Annotated in this window: 15 protein-coding genes and 2 tRNA genes; 14 read left to right on the top strand and 3 right to left on the bottom strand. The window is 60.0% G+C overall.

What is annotated here, in order from left to right:
- The first annotated feature begins 114 nt into the window (after positions 1-114).
- Both FUU19_RS04175 and FUU19_RS04180 read left to right on the top strand, forming a co-directional pair.
- A tRNA-Asp gene (locus FUU19_RS04175) sits at positions 115-191 on the top strand.
- A 51-nt stretch (positions 192-242) separates the two neighbouring features.
- A tRNA-Trp gene (locus FUU19_RS04180) sits at positions 243-318 on the top strand.
- Positions 319-579: 261 nt separating this feature from the next.
- Here the strand turns inward: FUU19_RS04180 and hdfR are convergent.
- The gene (gene hdfR, locus FUU19_RS04185; RefSeq protein ID WP_141973067.1) at positions 580-1,407 is read right to left on the bottom strand and encodes an HTH-type transcriptional regulator HdfR; all 828 of its coding nucleotides are present in this window, start codon (positions 1,405-1,407) and stop codon (positions 580-582) included.
- Between the two features lie 119 nt (positions 1,408-1,526).
- Between hdfR and FUU19_RS04190 the strand changes: the two genes are divergently transcribed.
- Positions 1,527-1,865, top strand: a complete 339-nt coding sequence (locus tag FUU19_RS04190; protein ID WP_230507074.1) for a MaoP family protein — start codon at positions 1,527-1,529, stop codon at positions 1,863-1,865.
- A gap of 28 nt (positions 1,866-1,893) precedes the next feature.
- On the opposite strand, the gene FUU19_RS04195 is transcribed toward FUU19_RS04190, so the two are convergent.
- The gene (locus FUU19_RS04195) at positions 1,894-3,417 is read right to left on the bottom strand and encodes a YifB family Mg chelatase-like AAA ATPase (protein ID WP_230489922.1); all 1,524 of its coding nucleotides are present in this window, start codon (positions 3,415-3,417) and stop codon (positions 1,894-1,896) included.
- 341 nt (positions 3,418-3,758) lie between these two features.
- Here FUU19_RS04195 and FUU19_RS04200 point away from each other — a divergent pair, with 341 nt between their 5' ends.
- From FUU19_RS04200 to FUU19_RS04245, 10 genes are all read left to right on the top strand, one after another.
- The gene (locus FUU19_RS04200) at positions 3,759-4,991 is read left to right on the top strand and encodes an MFS transporter (protein WP_141971974.1); all 1,233 of its coding nucleotides are present in this window, start codon (positions 3,759-3,761) and stop codon (positions 4,989-4,991) included.
- A gap of 133 nt (positions 4,992-5,124) precedes the next feature.
- On the top strand, positions 5,125-5,223 hold the full coding sequence (gene ilvL / locus FUU19_RS04205) for an ilv operon leader peptide (RefSeq protein WP_013814970.1): 99 nt from the start codon (positions 5,125-5,127) through the stop codon (positions 5,221-5,223).
- Between the two features lie 142 nt (positions 5,224-5,365).
- Positions 5,366-7,012 (top strand): acetolactate synthase 2 catalytic subunit, encoded by a 1,647-nt coding sequence (gene ilvG / locus FUU19_RS04210; RefSeq protein ID WP_141971976.1) that lies wholly within the window; start codon positions 5,366-5,368, stop codon positions 7,010-7,012.
- Entirely contained in the window at positions 7,009-7,266 is a 258-nt protein-coding gene (ilvM, locus tag FUU19_RS04215; RefSeq protein ID WP_038874702.1) for an acetolactate synthase 2 small subunit, read from the top strand. Before ilvG ends, ilvM begins: the two co-directional genes overlap by 4 nt.
- Before the next feature lie 23 nt (positions 7,267-7,289).
- Positions 7,290-8,216, top strand: coding sequence for a branched-chain amino acid transaminase (locus FUU19_RS04220; protein ID WP_033636413.1), 927 nt, complete (start codon positions 7,290-7,292; stop codon positions 8,214-8,216).
- 101 nt (positions 8,217-8,317) lie between these two features.
- Positions 8,318-10,168, top strand: coding sequence for a dihydroxy-acid dehydratase (gene ilvD / locus FUU19_RS04225; protein WP_141971978.1), 1,851 nt, complete (start codon positions 8,318-8,320; stop codon positions 10,166-10,168).
- A gap of 5 nt (positions 10,169-10,173) precedes the next feature.
- The gene (ilvA, locus tag FUU19_RS04230; RefSeq protein ID WP_230489924.1) at positions 10,174-11,718 is read left to right on the top strand and encodes a threonine ammonia-lyase, biosynthetic; all 1,545 of its coding nucleotides are present in this window, start codon (positions 10,174-10,176) and stop codon (positions 11,716-11,718) included.
- A 112-nt stretch (positions 11,719-11,830) separates the two neighbouring features.
- Positions 11,831-12,826 (top strand): Ssp4 family T6SS effector, encoded by a 996-nt coding sequence (gene ssp4, locus FUU19_RS04235; protein ID WP_025304642.1) that lies wholly within the window; start codon positions 11,831-11,833, stop codon positions 12,824-12,826.
- Positions 12,826-13,404: an immunity protein Sip4 gene (gene ssi4 / locus FUU19_RS04240; protein WP_230489925.1), complete on the top strand. Its 579-nt coding sequence runs from the start codon at positions 12,826-12,828 to the stop codon at positions 13,402-13,404. The genes ssp4 and ssi4 overlap by 1 nt, the downstream gene beginning before the upstream one ends.
- Before the next feature lie 21 nt (positions 13,405-13,425).
- Positions 13,426-14,127, top strand: coding sequence for a DUF2461 domain-containing protein (locus FUU19_RS04245; RefSeq protein ID WP_230489926.1), 702 nt, complete (start codon positions 13,426-13,428; stop codon positions 14,125-14,127).
- Between the two features lie 10 nt (positions 14,128-14,137).
- Here FUU19_RS04245 and ilvY read toward each other — a convergent pair whose 3' ends face one another.
- Positions 14,138-15,028 (bottom strand): HTH-type transcriptional activator IlvY, encoded by an 891-nt coding sequence (ilvY, locus tag FUU19_RS04250; protein WP_063990808.1) that lies wholly within the window; start codon positions 15,026-15,028, stop codon positions 14,138-14,140.
- Between the two features lie 168 nt (positions 15,029-15,196).
- On the opposite strand from ilvY, the gene ilvC reads away from it, so the two are divergent.
- Positions 15,197-16,672, top strand: coding sequence for a ketol-acid reductoisomerase (ilvC, locus tag FUU19_RS04255; protein WP_230507076.1), 1,476 nt, complete (start codon positions 15,197-15,199; stop codon positions 16,670-16,672).
- Positions 16,673-16,693 lie beyond the last annotated feature (21 nt).

Consider the following 16,693-nt stretch of genomic DNA (forward strand, 5'->3'; position numbering starts at 1 on the left):
AGAGTAGGACACTGCCAGGCATCAAATAAACGTTATCAGTGTGACGACTGGTAATGCGCAAATCGCAGAGCGCGAATTTGCCGGCATCGAGAGATGCAACGTAAAAGAATCGGTGGAGCGGTAGTTCAGTTGGTTAGAATACCTGCCTGTCACGCAGGGGGTCGCGGGTTCGAGCCCCGTCCGTTCCGCCACTTATTTAATTATGCCTGCTTTATTAGCAGGCATAATGTTAAGCGAGATTTAGGGGCGTAGCTCAGTTGGTAGAGCACCGGTCTCCAAAACCGGGTGTCGCGAGTTCGAGTCTCTCCGCCCCTGCCATATTAAGAACCCTTTGCGAATGCAAAGGGTTTTTTTTTGCCTATCGTTTTTCTTCCTGACCGCTTTGGAAAAGAGCACATGGACGCCCTGTGCCGATGTTTGCCCGATCCTGGTTGCCTCATCTTCTTCCGATCTTTACCCCCGTTGACCTCCTGATTCCCTGGCTGTTTTGTATTATCTTCTCTCAGAAGGCGATGGGCGCATTTTGGTGTGATAGACGACTATGACTACGATGGCGACGTTTAAGGCCGCCATAACGCTTTAGGCTGCGGTATTTAAAGGTATTTTAAGTAATTGCCGAATCAAAGGCTGCTGATCGCTGTTTTGCAACCAGACGGCATACAGGGGGCGGATAATCGGCGGGATATCGGCGGCGGCTACCAGCTGTGGGTACTCTTTTTCCCACTGGCTGGGCAGGAAAGCGCATCCTCCCGTCGTTTCCAACAGCTGACGCGTCAGCTGAGCAGAGGTAGTGGTGAGCACCGGCACGTTATCACCTTCCAGCATGCGACTTTCCTGTTGGTGGAAGTCGGCTCCCCATTCCAGCTTGATGTAGGGCATTGGGGCCTGTTTGTCACGATGTGCGGATGAGAACAGGCGTAATGAGAAATTGCTCAGCTGCTGGCTGGCCAATTCATCCATCTTCGGCGGTTCAGTGGTGATCAGCAAATCGAGCTGCCTTTCATGCAGTTGTTTTACCAAAGAGTGCCTTAATGCCACTCTGGCCTCGAGCTGTAGCGCTTCGCGTTGTTGATAGAGCGCCTGCAACCAGGGGGTCAGGTAGGCCTCCCACAGCGAAGCGGTAGCGCCGATCGACAACTCGGTGTGTTGCAGTGAACGCACGACCTCCTTCTTCGCCAGCTGCCAGGTGTTCATCAGGCTCTCGGCATAAGGCAGAAGCCGCTCACCGGCAGGCGTCAGGCGGATATTGTTGCGATGACGGGTAAATAAATTTGCGCCCAGCTGGTTTTCTAACTGGCGGATGCGGAAACTGACCGCAGACTGCGTTAAGTACAAAGATTCTGCGGCTCTGCCAAAGTGACGCGTTCTACTGACCTCCAAAAAGGTTTTCAGTAATTCGGTATCCACACCTATCTCCAAAAAAATTTGTCGTTAAGATTTAAATGTTTTGTTTTACACGCTGTCAAGCCTATCTAATACTCCGCGCCATAAACAGCACGGCCATAAGAGAATTAGGAGCGTGTCAGATGGCGGATAGCTTCACCACGACCAATCGTTTTTTTGATAATAAACATTACCCTCGCGGGTTCTCCCGTCACGGCGATTTCACCATTAAAGAGGCGCAATTACTAGAGCGCTTCGGCTACGCGTTTAACGAGCTGGACTCGGGCAAACGCCAGCCGGCCACTGAAGAAGAACAGCTGTTCGTCGAAGTGGCCGGCGGTGAGCGCGAAGCGGCTACCGAGCAGGAAAAAGTATGGGCTAAATATCTGGCGCGCACACGTCGCCCGAAGAAATTCCATACTCTGTCCGGCGGTAAACCGCAGGCTGACGCAGTAGAAGACTACAGCGACAGCGACGACTAAAGACGATGGGGCCTGCGGGCCCCATTTTCTATTCCAGACTACGATGCAGCTGTAACAGTAAACGGTCCATACTGCGATAGCCCAGCGCTTCGCAGAGGTGGCTTTTGTTGAGCTCCGCATCCCCTGCCAAATCCGCCAGCGTGCGCGCAACTTTCAAAATGCGCTGCCAGGCGCGGATCGATAACCCCAGCGCGTTTAATGTCGTCTCCAAAAACTCGGCGTCCGCCGCCTGCAGAACACAATCACGTTCCACTTCGCGGTTGCTCAACAGCGCGTTGACTTTACCGGCGCGTTCGAGCTGCCGAGCGCGTGCCTGCTGCACCCGTTTCCGCACCTGCTCACTGCTTTCCCCATGCGTTTTCCGCTGGCTGAGCGTGCCCGGCGGTAACAGCGGCACTTCGATAGACAGATCGAAACGGTCGAGAAAAGGCCCTGACAGCCGGGCCAGATAGCGCAATACCTGCTGCGGCGAGGCACGGTTATGCAATCCTTGATAATGCCCGGTTGGGCTGGGGTTCATTGCCGCAATTAGCTGCACTCTGGCGGGGAAACAGACCTTGGCGTTGGCGCGTGAAATCACGATCTCGCCGGACTCCAGCGGTTCACGCAGCGCATCCAGCACCTTACGCTCGAATTCCGGCAGCTCATCCAGAAACAACACGCCGTTATGCGCCATAGAGATCTCACCCGGTCGCGGCAGTGAGCCACCGCCGACCAATGCTGCCATCGATGCGCTGTGATGAGGCGCACGAAACGGCCTCTGGCGCCATGGCAGGGCGGCGGGGAAATGATGCTGCAAGCTGGCGACCGCCAGGCTTTCCAGCGCTTCATGCTCCGTGAGCGGCGGCAGCAAGCCCGTGAGGCGGCTGGCCAACATGGTTTTACCGGTGCCCGGTGGCCCAATCAACAGCAGGTTATGCCCGCCGGCGGCGGCGATCTCCAGGGCCCGCTTGGCCTGTTCCTGGCCGATGATGTCGCGCAGATCGGCGTTGTTGCAGGCGGTATCCGCAGCGGGAGGCGTGGCCGCCACCGGCAGTTCTCCCTGGCCGAGCAGAAAGGCGCAGACTTCCAACAGGTGCCGGGCGGTATGGGAGTGCGACTGCGCGATCAGGCCGACTTCAGCGGCGTTGTCCATCGAGAGGATCAGTTGTCGCCCGGCGTCAGCCGCCGCCAGCGCCGCCGGGATCGCGCCTCTGACCGCCCGCAGTGCACCGGACAGCGCGAGTTCGCCAAGAAACTCGTAGCGTGCCAACGGTGCGAGGGGCAGTTGCTCGGAGGCGGCGAGGATCGCCAGCGCTATCGGCAGATCGTAACGTCCGCCTTCTTTCGGCAGATCGGCGGGCGCCAAATTGACGGTGATGCGCCGGGCGGGAAAGGTGAAACCGTTGTTGATCAGGGCGCTGCGCACCCGATCGCGCGCCTCTTTCACCGTAGTTTCCGGCAGGCCGACCAGCGTCAGGCCGGGCAGGCCATTGCTGATATGCACCTCCACCGTCACGGAAGGGGCCTGAACGCCAATGATGGCGCGGCTATAGATTACCGCCAGTGACATATCGCTCTCCTTGCTGAGGGCGACATGATGCGTGATTCATTCCCTTGGTGCGCGGCACTATTGGCGGTTTTTCGACTTTTTTCGCAGCGTAATTACCGATTTTCATCGAAGTGAAAGAAATTGTGCGAACTGCCTCGCAGCCTGCGGCAATACCCATTAACAATTCGCTGAAGGCTGCAACACATTAGCGGCCTAGACGCATTGCAACCATAGGCTTAATGGGTATATTTAACAATTGATTAAAAGAAAAATCACTTCTTTAACACACTCCGACCGCCGCCGCAGTCTGCCCGGCAGCCGCTAAACCTCCTGACTTCGTACTCTACGGTAGGGATAACACTATGTTTGGTTGGACCCCGCTGCAACGCAACGCGGCAATCGCCAGCTTTTCAAGCTGGACGCTCGACGCTTTCGATTTTTTCGTGCTGGTATTCTTACTCAGCGACATCGCGCAATCCTTTCACGTCGGCCTGGAACAGGTCACGTTGGCGATTCTGCTCACGCTGGCGGTGCGGCCGATCGGCGCGCTGATCTTCGGGCGCGCGGCGGAAAAGTATGGCCGCAAGCCGATCCTGATGTTGAATATCGTCTTCTTCTCGGTATTTGAGCTGCTCTCCGCCGCCGCGCCCTCGCTGACGGTCTTTTTGCTGTTGCGGGTGTTGTACGGGGTGGCGATGGGCGGCATCTGGGGCGTGGCGTCGTCATTGGCGATGGAAACCATACCGGACCGCTCACGCGGCCTGATGTCGGGTATTTTCCAGGCCGGCTATCCGTTTGGTTACCTGCTGGCGGCGGTGGTGTACGGCCTGCTGTTCGAAACGATCGGTTGGCGCGGCATGTTTGTCATCGGCGCGGCGCCGATCCTGCTGCTGCCGTTTATTTATTATTGTGTGCAGGAGTCGCCGGTGTGGTTGGCGGCGCGTGAGCGTAAAGAGAGCACCGCCTTGCTGCCGGTGTTGAAGAGCCACTGGAAGCTGTGCTGCTATCTGGTGCTGCTGATGGCAGCGTTCAATTTCTTCTCCCACGGCACGCAGGATTTGTATCCGGTGTTTTTGAAAGTTCAGCACGGTTTCGACCCTAAAACCGTCAGTATCATCGCCATTAGCTACAATATTGCGTCCATTATCGGCGGCGTTTTCTTCGGCTCGTTATCGGAAAAAATCGGCCGTAAAAAAGCGATCATCATCGCCGCGTTGCTGGCCTTACCGGTGATCCCGCTGTGGGCGTTTTCCAGTGGTTCGCTGATGCTTGGGATCGGCGCTTTCCTGATGCAGTTCATGGTGCAGGGTGCCTGGGGCGTGATACCGACCTACCTGACCGAACTGGTGCCGGCCAACACCCGTGCGGTGCTGCCGGGGTTCGTGTACCAGCTGGGCAATCTGATCGCCTCGGTCAATGCTACGCTGCAAGCCACCATCGCCGAGCATCATGGGCATAATTACGGCCTGGCGATGGCGATCGTCGCCGGTACGGTGGCGGTGGCGATCGCCCTGTTGGTGTTCTTCGGCAAGGATACGCGCGGCAAGGCGATCACCGACGCGGTGAAAAATCCGGACATGCGTGCCAACGTGTGAAACAGGGGCGATTCGCGTGAGGTATGACCAGATTGCGCCGAATAATAACGCAAAAAAAGTGTTGTCATGTCGCGCGCGGCTGTGGTACCTCTGTAAGCATTAGTTCTGAATGAGCACAGTGAACAAACCCATTATGAAAGCCTTTGCCCAAGTGATTAGCCTAGTCGTGATTAGCGTGGTGGTGATTATTATCCCACCGTGCGGGGCTGCACTTGGACGAAGAAAGGCTTAGCAAACAAGCCGGAATCGCAAGAGAACCCCCGCACCGTCAGGTCCGGGGGTTTTTTATTGGCAAGAGAAAAGTGGAGCAAGGGGCAGAGAATGAAAAACAGAACAAAATCCTGCAGTTGTCGAAGTAAGGCGGGGAAATAACTATGAATGGCGCTCAGTGGGTAGTTCAAGCGTTGCGTGCGCAGGGTGTGGATACCGTATTCGGCTATCCGGGCGGGGCAATCATGCCGGTGTACGATGCGTTGTACGACGGCGGTGTGGAACACCTGCTGTGCCGCCATGAACAGGGCGCCGCCATGGCCGCCATCGGCTATGCCCGCGCCACCGGCAAAGTCGGCGTTTGCATCGCCACTTCCGGCCCCGGCGCCACCAACTTGATCACCGGCCTAGCGGATGCGCTGCTCGATTCCGTTCCCGTTGTCGCCATTACCGGCCAAGTGGGCTCCGCGCTGATCGGCACCGATGCCTTTCAGGAGATCGATGTTCTCGGCCTGTCTCTGGCCTGCACCAAGCACAGCTTCCTGGTGGAATCGCTGGACGCCTTGCCGGGCATCATGGCGGAAGCGTTCGCCATCGCTGCCGGTGGCCGCCCTGGCCCGGTGCTGATCGATATCCCGAAAGACATCCAGCTGGCGCAGGGCGACTTGCACCCGCACCTGATGCCGGTCGACGAAGCGCCGGCGTTCCCGGCGGCGGCGTTGGCAGAGGCGGCTGAGCTGCTGGCGCAGGCGCACAAACCGATGCTGTACGTCGGCGGAGGCGTGGGCATGGCGCAGGCGGTGCCGGCGCTGCGTGAATTTATCGCCGTGACCCGCATGCCGAACGTGGCCACCCTGAAGGGGCTGGGCGCGCCGGATGCGCAAGATCCGCTGTACCTCGGTATGTTGGGCATGCACGGCACCAAGGCTGCCAACCTGGCGGTGCAGGCGTGCGATTTGCTGATTGCCGTCGGCGCGCGTTTCGATGACCGCGTGACCGGCAAACTGAACGCCTTCGCACCCCACGCGAAAGTGATCCACATGGATATCGACCCGGCGGAGATGAGCAAGCTGCGCCAGGCGCATGTGGCCTTGCAGGGCGATCTGAAAGCGTTGCTGCCGGCGTTGCAGCGCCCGCTGAACATCGCCGCCTGGCAGCAGCAGGTGACGGTGCTGAAAGCCGAGCACGCCTGTCGCTACGATCACCCCGGCCAGCCGATCTACGCGCCGCTGTTCTTGCGCCAGCTGTCCGCCCGCAAGCCGGCCAACAGCGTGGTGACCACCGACGTGGGCCAGCACCAGATGTGGAGCGCGCAGCACATGACGTTCGAACGCCCGGAGAATTTCATCACCTCCAGCGGCCTCGGCACCATGGGGTTCGGCGTGCCGGCGGCGGTGGGGGCCCAGATCGCGCGCCCGCAAGATACGGTGATCTGCGTCTCGGGCGATGGCTCCTTCATGATGAACGTGCAGGAGCTGGGCACCATCAAGCGTAAACAGCTGCCGCTGAAGATCGTGCTGCTGGACAACCAGCGTCTCGGAATGGTGCGCCAATGGCAGCAGCTGTTCTTCGACGGCCGCTACAGCGAAACCAACCTGTCCGATAACCCCGACTTCCTGATGCTGGCCGCCGCCTTCGGCATTCCCGGCCAGCGCATCAGCCGCAAGGATCAGGTGGAGGGCGCGCTCGAGGCGCTGTTCAACACCGAAGGCCCTTATCTGCTGCAGGTCTCTATCGACGAACTCGAAAACGTCTGGCCGCTGGTGCCGCCGGGCGCCGGCAACGAAACCATGTTGGAGGAAATATCATGATGCAGCATCAACTCTCGATCCAGGCGCGTTTTCGCCCCGAAATGTTAGAGCGCGTATTGCGGGTCGTGCGTCATCGCGGCTTTCAGGTTTGTGCTATGAATATGGTTTCCCCGGCCAACGCCGACAGCATCAATATCGAATTGACCGTTGCCAGCCCGCGTCCGGTCGCCCTGTTGTCATCTCAGTTAAGCAAACTGCTGGACGTCTCCTGCGTCGAGATCCAGCAGCCAACATCACAACAAATACGCGCCTGAGGCGCCGAGAAGGATAAATAACAATGACTAAGAAAGCCGATTACATTTGGTTCAATGGTGAGATGGTTCCTTGGGCCGAGGCCAAAGTGCACGTGATGTCGCACGCGCTGCATTACGGCACGTCGGTATTTGAAGGCGTACGCTGCTACGACTCGCATTTGGGGCCGGTGGTGTTTCGCCATCGCGAGCATATGCAGCGCCTGCATGACTCGGCGAAAATCTACCGCATGCCGGTTTCGCAAAGCGTTGACGAGCTGATGGAAGCCTGCCGCGCCACGCTGCGCAAGAACAACCTGGTCAGCGCGTACATTCGCCCGCTGGTGTTCGTCGGCGATGTCGGCATGGGCGTCAACCCGCCGGCCGGTTACAAAACGGACGTGATTATCGCGGCGTTTCCTTGGGGCGCTTATCTGGGTGAAGAAGCGCTGGATCAAGGCATCGATGCGATGGTCTCCTCCTGGCACCGCGTCGCACCAAACACGATCCCCACTGCGGCCAAGGCCGGCGGTAACTATCTTTCCTCCCTGCTGGTGGGCAGCGAAGCGCGTCGCCACGGCTATCAGGAAGGCATCGCGCTCGACGTGCACGGCTACATTTCCGAAGGGGCGGGCGAGAACCTGTTTGAAGTGAAAGACGGCGTGATTTACACCCCGCCGTTCACCTCTTCGGCATTGCCGGGCATCACCCGTGACGCGATCATCAAGCTGGCGAAAGACATGGGCTTCGAAGTGCGTGAGCAGGTGCTGTCTCGCGAATCGCTGTACCTGGCCGACGAAGTGTTCATGTCCGGCACTGCGGCGGAGATTACGCCGGTACGCAGCGTGGACGGCATTCAGGTCGGGATCGGCAAATGCGGCCCGGTGACCAAACAGATCCAACAGGCGTTCTTCGGCCTGTTCAGCGGCAAGACAGAAGACAAATACGGCTGGCTGGATCCGGTAAATCCGTAACAAAAAGGTTCGCCTCAACGCGGACGACAAGACAGACAAGATAAGAATATCCAGGCGGTTCGTTCGCCGCCTGCCATAAATACATTTGGAGTGAAAAGAGCATGCCTAAGTACCGTTCCGCCACCACCACCCACGGCCGCAATATGGCGGGTGCCCGCGCATTGTGGCGCGCGACCGGGATGACCGACGCCGATTTCGGCAAGCCGATTATCGCCGTGGTCAACTCCTTTACCCAGTTCGTGCCGGGCCACGTGCATCTGCGCGATCTGGGCAAACTGGTCGCCGAACAGATCGAAGCCTCCGGCGGCGTGGCCAAAGAGTTCAACACCATCGCGGTGGATGACGGCATCGCCATGGGCCACGGCGGCATGCTCTATTCCCTGCCGTCGCGCGAGCTGATCGCCGACTCGGTCGAATACATGGTGAACGCCCACTGCGCCGACGCGATGGTGTGCATCTCCAACTGCGACAAGATCACCCCGGGCATGCTGATGGCGGCGTTGCGCCTGAATATTCCGGTGATCTTCGTCTCCGGCGGCCCGATGGAAGCCGGCAAGACCAAACTCTCCAACCAGATCATCAAGCTGGATCTGGTGGATGCGATGATCCAGGGCGCGAACCCGAACGTCAGCGACGCCGACAGCGAGCAGATCGAGCGTTCCGCCTGCCCGACCTGTGGTTCCTGCTCCGGCATGTTCACCGCCAACTCGATGAACTGCCTGACCGAGGCGCTGGGCCTGTCGCAGCCGGGCAACGGCTCGTTGCTGGCCACCCACGCCGATCGCAAAGCGCTGTTCCTTAACGCCGGCAAGCGCATCGTCGAGCTGACCAAACGCTATTACGAGCAGGACGACGAGAGCGCGCTGCCGCGTAATATCGCCAACAAGGCGGCGTTTGAGAACGCCATGACGCTGGACATCGCCATGGGCGGCTCGACCAACACCGTGCTGCACCTGCTGGCTTCGGCGCAGGAAGGCGAGGTGGACTTCACCATGGAAGACATCGATCGCCTGTCGCGCAAAGTGCCGCACCTGTGCAAGGTGGCGCCGAGCACGCAGAAATACCATATGGAAGACGTGCACCGCGCCGGCGGCGTAATCGGTATCCTCGGCGAGCTGGATCGCGCCGGCTTGCTGAACCGCGAGGTGAACAATGTGCTGGGGCTGACCCTGCCGCAGACGCTGGAAGCCTACGACGTGATGCTGACCCGCGACGAAAGCGTCAAGAAAATGTACTCCGCCGGGCCGGCCGGTATCCGCACCACGCAGGCATTCTCTCAGGACTGCCGCTGGGATTCGCTGGACACCGACCGCAAGGAAGGCTGCATCCGCACCCGTGAGCACGCCTACAGCCAGGACGGCGGGTTGGCGGTGCTGTACGGCAACCTGGCGGAGAACGGCTGCATCGTCAAAACCGCCGGCGTAGACAAGGAAATCCTCACCTTCCGCGGCCCGGCCAAAGTGTATGAAAGCCAGGATGATGCGGTAGAAGCGATCCTCGGCGGCAAAGTGGTGGCGGGCGACGTGGTCGTTATCCGTTACGAAGGGCCGAAAGGCGGGCCGGGCATGCAGGAAATGCTCTATCCGACCACCTACCTGAAATCGATGGGGCTGGGCAAGGCGTGCGCGCTGATCACCGACGGGCGTTTCTCCGGCGGTACCTCCGGGCTGTCCATCGGCCACGCCTCGCCGGAAGCGGCCAGCGGCGGCCTGATCGCCCTGGTGCAGGACGGCGACATGATCGCGATCGACATTCCTCATCGCGGTGTCCAGCTGGACGTCAGCGAGCAGGAGCTGGCGGCGCGGCATGAGGCTGAGCTGGCGCGCGGAGACGCGGCCTGGACGCCGAAAAACCGTGAGCGTCAGGTATCCTTCGCGCTGCGCGCGTACGCCTCGTTGGCCACCAGCGCCGACAAAGGCGCAGTGCGCGACAAGAGCAAACTGGGGGGATAAGCAGCATGGCGGTCTCTCAACCCCTACCCAGCGCCCCCTGCGGCGCGGAATATCTGCGAGCGGTACTGCGCTCGCCGGTCTACGAGGTGGCGCAGGTCACCCCGTTGCAGGCCATGAGCAAAATTTCTTCGCGCCTCGGCAACACTATTTTGGTGAAGCGCGAAGATCGCCAGCCGGTGCACAGCTTTAAGCTGCGCGGGGCCTATGCGATGATCGCCGGGCTGGACGAAGAGCAGAAGGCGCGCGGCGTCGTGACGGCTTCGGCCGGCAACCACGCGCAGGGCGTCGCCTTCTCCGGTAAACGGCTGGGCATCAAAACGCTGATCGTGATGCCGGTGTCTACCGCAGACATCAAAGTGGATGCGGTGCGCGGTTTCGGCGGCGAAGTGCTGCTGCACGGCACCAATTTCGACGAGGCCAAGGCGAAGGCGATCGAGCTTTCCCAGCAGCAGGGCATGACCTTTGTGCCGCCGTTCGATCATCCGACGGTGATCGCCGGGCAGGGCACGCTGGCGATGGAGCTGCTGCAGCAAGACGCGCATCTGGATCGGGTCTTCGTGCCGGTCGGCGGCGGTGGCCTGGCCGCCGGGGTGGCGGTGCTGATCAAGCAGCTGATGCCGCAGATCAAAGTGATCGGCGTCGAAGCGGAAGACTCCGCCTGCCTGCGCGCGGCGCTGGATGCCGGCCATCCGGTGGATCTGGCGCGCGTCGGGCTGTTCGCCGAAGGCGTGGCGGTGAAGCGCATCGGCGACGAAACGTTCCGCCTGTGCCGTGAGTATCTGGACGACGTGATCACCGTGGACAGCGACGCCATCTGCGCGGCGGTCAAAGATCTGTTCGAAGACGTGCGCGCCATTGCCGAACCTTCCGGCGCGCTGGCGCTGGCGGGGCTGAAAAAGTATGTCCAGCAGCACAATATTCAAGGCGAGCGTCTGGCGCACGTGCTGTCCGGCGCCAACCTCAACTTCCACGGGCTGCGCTACGTTTCCGAACGCTGCGAACTGGGCGAACAGCGCGAAGCGCTGTTGGCGGTGACCATTCCGGAACAGCAGGGCAGCTTCCTCAAGTTCTGCCAACTGCTGGGCGGACGCTCGGTGACCGAATTCAACTATCGCTACGCCGATGCCGACAACGCCTGCATTTTTGTCGGCGTGCGTCTGACGCGTGGGCACGCCGAACGGCGGGAAATCATCGACGAGCTCAATGCCGACGGTTATCAGGTGGTGGATCTGTCGGACGACGAGATGGCCAAGCTGCACGTGCGCTACATGGTGGGCGGGCGCCCGTCGAAGCCGCTGCGCGAACGGCTGTACAGCTTTGAGTTTCCGGAGTCGCCGGGCGCGCTGCTGAAATTCCTGCAGACGCTGGGCACGCACTGGAACATTTCGCTGTTCCACTATCGCAGCCACGGCACCGACTTCGGCCGGGTGCTGGCGGCCTTCGAACTGGCGCAATCCGAGCCGGAATTCGAGCGGCATCTGCAGGCGCTGGGCTACGATTGCCACGATGAAACCGACAACCCGGCGTTCCGCTTCTTTTTGCAGGGGTGAGTCGGATTGATAAGCAACCGTGACGCGTTAGTCAGTTTATGGGTTGCATGGTTGTGATTTTGTCGTGCATTTTTATACTGCCAAGACTTCTGACGTATAGGGATGCACGACAATGAAAACCGCTTTTTCTACGCCGTTCGGTTCCCCCGAGGACGATTTGACCAACGCCGAGTTTGCCCGCCTGTTGGGCAATACCGGCGTACAAGAATTCTATCGCGATATTAATCTGCAAGCCTTGCAGGACTCGCTGGACTGCAGCCTCGCCTTTCATGGCGTGGGAATTATTTTTTCCGACGGGCAGAACTCATTTTTAGTCCGCCCGACGCAGCACACCGGTTACTCGAACGCATCGCAGGTTACCCACGTGGTCATCAGTAAAACGGTGGCTCATACCTCGCGCGTTGCCGCGACCAATACGCTGTCGGAAGCGCTGAGCAAACCCAGCGTCAGCAAAGAGCTGGCTTCGGCCGCGTTGTCGTGCGGAACGCTGCTGGTATCGGTCTTTTTACTGGCGTCGGGTAGCGTCGCCGTGCCGTTTACCGGCGGCACCAGCTCGGCGGTGGCTTATCTGGGTTATGCCGGTATGGCCGCCAGCGCGTTGCAGTGCGGTAATGGGCTGTACCGCGTCAACAAGCTTTATGACGGGAAAGGCGATGAACTGGCTCAGCTCGATTCAGAGCAGTGGTATATCGCCACCAGTACCGTGCTTGATGTGATCTCGCTGGCCAGCGCCGGGGCCGCCCTGAAGGAAGCGACGATGACCTATCGCGCCATGCGCCGCATTTCGGCGCGTAAGGCGACGGAGTGGCTGAAAAGCATGCCCCGCAGCGAAAGGAAGCGACTGACCGAAAACATCATTCGGGCGGAAAACCCGGGGATTTCCAATAACGTCTTGAAAGAGATGGTAAAGAACGGCCTGTACCCGAAACGCTACCCGACAGAAGCGATCCAAAACGGGCTGCGCCAGCAATTGCACTCGGCGCTGAATAACGCGTTGACGTTTGTCGGCAGCGGCATCAGCGGCACCCTGTCTGCGCCGGTGAATGTGAAAACCACTGGGCAGTATTTTGTGGGCATTATGCAGAAATTGCCGCAGATGGTGAGGTAATGGCGGACTGGATGATTAAACGCCTGATCGCGCAGGGCCGGGAGATGGAAAGCCAAATCGCGGCGCGCGATCGCGCGCTTTTCGCCGGTGTGGATGCGCAGCTCGAGCAGCATTTCCTGATGCCGGGCCAGCGGCTGTCGCCGCCGGGCGTCGGCAACGTCATGTTGCTGATGGTGTGCCTGACCCTGGGGCTGGCGGGCGTGATGGGCCTGGCCACGGATGTGGCGGCCGCCTGGAGCGGCAAGACCTCCGCCGCCGTTCTCATGGGCAGCGGCGCGATCGTGGCGGTGTGGATGACGCTGATCCTGTTCCAACTGGTGCAGGGGAAAAACAGCGGGGTGGTATTGCTGCAATATTATCTTGGCATGCTCGGCCTGTTTTGCCTTGGCGCCGTAGCGGCGTGGGCGGTGGGGATGACCGGCATCGCCACCGTCGCCATGCTGCTGGGAGGCGCGGTTGGCGGTGCGCTGTTCAGTAACCGGGCGGCGTTCTCTCTCTATGTCGCTTATTTTCGCACGCGTCGGCGCGTGTTTATCAAACGCCGTTGGCAGAGGGAAGATCTGCGCAACACCCGATAAACCGTCAGAACGGAAAAACTTATGACGCAACCCTTCTCCGGCTTTAGCCAGCAGGGCCTGAATTTCCTGCAGCAGGTGCGGATAGAGAACGATAAGGCGTGGTTCGACGGCAACCGCGACATCTACGATCGCGAGCTGCTGGCGCCGTTTCGCGCGCTGGTGGAGCAGCTGGCTCCCGGCATGCTGGCGATCGACCCGCAGTTCGAGACCCGCCCGGCGATCGGCAAAACGCTGTCGCGCATTCATCGCGACACGCGCTTTTCTCATGACAAATCGCGCTACCGCAGCCGCATGTGGCTGACGTTCAAGCGTCCGAGCAAAGACTGGAAAGACGCGCCGGTCTACTTTTTCGAACTGGGGCCGGACATGCTGCGCTATGGGCTCGGCTACTACAGTGCCAACAAGCCGACCATGGATCTGTTCCGTCATACGCTGAGGCAGCGGCCGCAGCCTTTCCTTGAGGTGGCCGCCTGCTGCCGGCCGCCGTTCGAGCTGGTGGGCGAGAGCTACAAACGCCCGCTGGTGAAGGAACAGACGGCGGAGATCGCCACCTGGTACAACCGCAAGTCGTTTGCGGTGATGGTGACCGACAGCGAAGTGGAAAAGCTGTTCAGCGCCGATCTGGCGCAGCTGCTGGCCGGGGCATTTTTGCAGCTTGAGCCGCTCTACCACTGGCTGATGCAGGTAGAGACGATGAAGCAGATCGATCCGGCGGACCTGTAAAAACCCCGCGTCAGCGGGGATGCAGCAAGCGCCAAAAGGCGTCTATCAGCGGATCGCTAAGGCGCTTTTTCTGGACGCAGACCCCCAGCTCGAACGGTTCGACCATCGAGATGTTATCCAGCTGCGAGATGCGGTTGCGTACCGGCTCCGGGCTGTTGTCCACCACCACGCTCGGGATCAGCGCGATGCCGCAGCCTAAAGCGACCATCGACACGATGGCTTCGTGGCCGCCGACGGTGGCGTAAATCAGCGGATTGCTGATGCGATGGCGGCGGAACCACAGCTCGATGCGTTTTCGCGAGGGGCCGTGCTCCGGCAGGATGAACGGGATTTCGGTCCAGTCCGGCTTGTCGGCGAACGCCTGGCTGCGCACCGCGCAGGGCAGCGCCGGCGCGATCAGCACCAGAGGAATTTCGCCGATTTTGGTGAACGCTACGCTGGTGGGCAGCGTTTCCGGCCGGCCGGCGATGCCGAGATCGGCCTCGTTGGATTGCACTTTGTCGACCGCGTCGGCGGCGTCGCCGGTGGTCAGCTTAATCTCGACCAGCGGGTGCTGCGCGCGGAAGCGATCGAGGATCGGCGGCAGGTGGCTGTACGCCGCGGTCACCGAGCAGAACAGCCGCAGTTCGCCGCTCAGCGAAGGGCCGTGCTGGCCGAGCGAGTGCTTCAGCTGCTGATACTGCAGCAGCGTCTGTTGGGCGAATTCTTTCAGCTGTTCGCCGGCGTCGGTGAGCTGCACGGTGCGGTTGTCGCGCAGGAACAGCGGCTGCCCGAGGATCTCTTCCAGCCGCTGGATCTGGCGGGAGAGCGTCGACGGACTGACGTGCATCGCCTTGGCGGTGCGCCCGAAGTGATGGCTTTCGGCCAAATGCAGGAACAGCTTTAAATCACGTAAATCCATATTGATACGCTCGCAGTGAGAGTGTTGCATAAATTGCAATATCACGTTCTCAATATATCAATTTAAGCAACGCATTTCCTGTTATACATTGAGTTTAACGAATCTCCGCACAGACAGGGCGGGGAATGAAAATAACAATGCAAGACAACATCAAACCGGAGTACCACCATGGCTAACTATTTCAACACATTGAACCTGCGTCAGCAGTTGGCGCAATTGGGTAAATGCCGCTTTATGGCGCGCGACGAATTTGCTGACGAAGCCGGCTACCTGAAAGGTAAAAAAGTGGTGATTGTCGGCTGTGGCGCCCAGGGTCTGAACCAGGGGCTGAACATGCGCGACTCCGGCCTGGATGTCGCCTATGCCCTGCGCAAAGAAGCGATCGACGAGAAGCGCGCTTCCTGGCGCAAAGCGACCGAAAACGGCTTTAAGGTCGGCACCTACGAAGACCTGATCCCGCAGGCGGATCTGGTGGTCAACCTGACGCCGGACAAGCAGCACTCTTCCGTGGTGCGCGCGGTGCAGCCGCTGATGAAAGACGGCGCGGCGCTGGGTTACTCCCACGGCTTCAACATCGTTGAAGTGGGTGAGCAGGTGCGTAAAGACATCACCGTGGTGATGGTCGCGCCGAAATGCCCGGGCACCGAAGTGCGTGAAGAGTACAAGCGCGGCTTCGGCGTGCCGACCCTGATTGCGGTTCACCCGGAAAACGATCCGAAAGGCGAAGGCATGGCGATCGCCAAGGCCTGGGCGGCGGCGACCGGCGGCCACCGCGCCGGCGTGCTGGAGTCCTCCTTCGTCGCCGAAGTGAAATCCGACCTGATGGGCGAGCAGACCATTCTGTGCGGCATGCTGCAGGCGGGTTCGCTGCTGTGCTTCGACAAGCTGGTTGCTGAGGGCACCGATCCGGCTTACGCCGAGAAACTGATTCAGTTCGGCTGGGAAACCATCACCGAAGCGCTGAAGCAGGGCGGCATCACGCTGATGATGGATCGCCTGTCCAATCCGGCCAAGCTGCGTGCCTATGCGCTGTCCGAACAGCTGAAAACCATCATGGCGCCGCTGTTCCAGAAGCACATGGACGACATCATCTCCGGCGCTTTCTCCAGCGGCATGATGGCCGACTGGGCGGAAGACGACGTGAAATTGCTGACCTGGCGCGAAGAGACCGGCAAAACCGCGTTCGAGAATGCGCCGCAGTTTGAAGGCAAAATCAGCGAGCAAGAGTACTTCGATCACGGCGTGCTGATGGTGGCGATGGTGAAAGCGGGCGTTGAGCTGGCGTTCGAAACCATGGTCGATGCCGGCATCATCGAAGAGTCGGCTTACTATGAGTCGCTGCACGAGCTGCCGCTGATTGCCAACACCATTGCACGTAAGCGTCTGTATGAAATGAACGTGGTTATCTCCGATACCGCAGAGTACGGCAACTACCTGTTCGCCAACGCGGCGGTGCCGCTGCTGAAGGACTTCATGACCACCCTGCAGTCGGGTGATTTGGGCAAAGCCGCGGCGGGTACGGCGGTGGACAACGCGCAGCTGCGCGACGTGAACGAAGCGGTGCGCAGCCACCCTATCGAAACCGTCGGTCGCAAACTGCGTGGCTACATGACCGACATGAAACGCATCGCCGTTGCGGGCTGATTTTCCGCAAGGCAAATAAAA

The sequence above is a fragment of the Serratia montpellierensis genome (assembly GCF_020858655.1).
GTDB classification, from domain to species: domain Bacteria; phylum Pseudomonadota; class Gammaproteobacteria; order Enterobacterales; family Enterobacteriaceae; genus Serratia; species Serratia montpellierensis.

Bases quoted from the DNA above. Each gene is read 5' to 3' on its own strand.
- ssi4 (WP_230489925.1), top strand. From the start codon at position 12,826: ATGGCGGACTGGATGATTAAACGCCTGATCGCGCAGGGCCGGGAGATG.
- FUU19_RS04200 (WP_141971974.1), top strand. From the start codon at position 3,759: ATGTTTGGTTGGACCCCGCTGCAACGCAACGCGGCAATCGCCAGCTTT.
- FUU19_RS04220 (WP_033636413.1), top strand. From the start codon at position 7,290: ATGACTAAGAAAGCCGATTACATTTGGTTCAATGGTGAGATGGTTCCT.
- ilvA (WP_230489924.1), top strand. From the start codon at position 10,174: ATGGCGGTCTCTCAACCCCTACCCAGCGCCCCCTGCGGCGCGGAATAT.
- FUU19_RS04245 (WP_230489926.1), top strand. From the start codon at position 13,426: ATGACGCAACCCTTCTCCGGCTTTAGCCAGCAGGGCCTGAATTTCCTG.
- ilvL (WP_013814970.1), top strand. From the start codon at position 5,125: ATGAAAGCCTTTGCCCAAGTGATTAGCCTAGTCGTGATTAGCGTGGTG.
- ilvC (WP_230507076.1), top strand. From the start codon at position 15,197: ATGGCTAACTATTTCAACACATTGAACCTGCGTCAGCAGTTGGCGCAA.
- ilvY (WP_063990808.1), bottom strand. From the start codon at position 15,028: ATGGATTTACGTGATTTAAAGCTGTTCCTGCATTTGGCCGAAAGCCAT.
- ilvM (WP_038874702.1), top strand. From the start codon at position 7,009: ATGATGCAGCATCAACTCTCGATCCAGGCGCGTTTTCGCCCCGAAATG.
- FUU19_RS04190 (WP_230507074.1), top strand. From the start codon at position 1,527: ATGGCGGATAGCTTCACCACGACCAATCGTTTTTTTGATAATAAACAT.
- ssp4 (WP_025304642.1), top strand. From the start codon at position 11,831: ATGAAAACCGCTTTTTCTACGCCGTTCGGTTCCCCCGAGGACGATTTG.
- ilvD (WP_141971978.1), top strand. From the start codon at position 8,318: ATGCCTAAGTACCGTTCCGCCACCACCACCCACGGCCGCAATATGGCG.
- ilvG (WP_141971976.1), top strand. From the start codon at position 5,366: ATGAATGGCGCTCAGTGGGTAGTTCAAGCGTTGCGTGCGCAGGGTGTG.
- FUU19_RS04195 (WP_230489922.1), bottom strand. From the start codon at position 3,417: ATGTCACTGGCGGTAATCTATAGCCGCGCCATCATTGGCGTTCAGGCC.